The sequence below is a fragment of the Pontibacter saemangeumensis genome (genome assembly GCF_039541895.1).
Lineage (GTDB): Bacteria > Bacteroidota > Bacteroidia > Cytophagales > Hymenobacteraceae > Pontibacter > Pontibacter saemangeumensis.
Map to the genome: position 1 here is coordinate 1 of NZ_BAABHC010000037.1, position 1,155 is coordinate 1,155.

2 protein-coding genes are annotated in these 1,155 nt (G+C 62.3%); both read left to right on the forward strand.

Features of this window, described 5'->3' with window-relative positions:
• Window positions 1–459: NAD-dependent epimerase/dehydratase family protein (locus ABD920_RS22495; protein ID WP_345162585.1), on the forward strand; the 459-nt coding region annotated here is incomplete at its 5' end.
• 94 nt (window positions 460–553) lie between these two features.
• On the forward strand, window positions 554–1,155 hold a 602-nt coding region (locus ABD920_RS22500), incomplete at its 3' end, for a GDP-mannose 4,6-dehydratase (RefSeq protein WP_345162587.1).

Below are 1,155 nucleotides of genomic sequence, written 5' to 3' on the forward strand. Positions count from 1 at the left end.
GTGATGCCCACCAACCTCTACGGCTACAACGACAACTACCACCCGCAGAACTCGCACGTGCTGCCGGCCCTGCTGCGCCGCTTCCACGAGGCGAAAGAGTCAGGGGCGCCCGAGGTGACCATCTGGGGCACGGGCAGCCCCAAGCGGGAGTTCCTCTTCGCCGACGACCTGGCCGCCGCCTGCCTGTTCCTGATGGAGACCTACTCTGGGCGCGGGCTGGTGAACATCGGCACGGGGGAGGACGTGAGCATCAAAGAGCTCGCCGGGCTGGTGAAGGAGGCGGTGGGCTACGAGGGGGAGCTTGCCTTCGACACGACAAAGCCCGACGGCACGCCCCGAAAGCTCCTGGACGTGACGAAGCTCCACTCGCTGGGCTGGCGCCACACCACGGAACTGAGAGAGGGCATCCGGATGGCCTACGCCGACTTCCTCTCGCAGGAGGCGGTGGCCGAGCGGTAGCCAGTTAACATTTGTCACTTAACATTTATCAATAGCATCATTCATCATCCGGTTCCTCTAACTCGGAACCCGGAACTCATAATTCGTAACTCATATGAAAGTAGCCCTTATCACAGGCATCACGGGGCAGGACGGGGCGTACCTGGCCGAGCTCCTCTTAGGCAAAGGATACATGGTGCACGGCCTCAAGCGCCGCAGCTCCCTGTTCAACACCGACCGGGTGGACCACCTCTACCAGGACCCCCACGAGTCGCACGTGCGCTTCAAGATGCACTACGGCGATTTGACCGACTCGACCAACATCATCCGCGTCATCCAGGAGACGCAGCCCGACGAGATCTACAACCTGGCGGCCATGAGCCACGTGAAGGTGAGCTTCGACACGCCCGAGTACACGGCCAACGCCGACGGCATCGGCACTTTGCGCATACTGGAGGCCATCCGCATCCTGGGCCTGGTGGAGAAGACGCGGGTGTACCAGGCCTCGACCTCCGAGCTGTACGGATTAGTGCAGGCCGTGCCGCAGTCGGAGACGACGCCGTTCTACCCAAGGTCCCCCTACGCGGTGGCGAAACTCTACGCCTACTGGATCACGGTCAACTACCGCGAGGCCTACGGCATGTTCGCCACCAACGGCATCCTCTTCAACCACGAGTCGCCCTTGCGGGGGGAGACCTTCGTGACCAGGAAGATCAC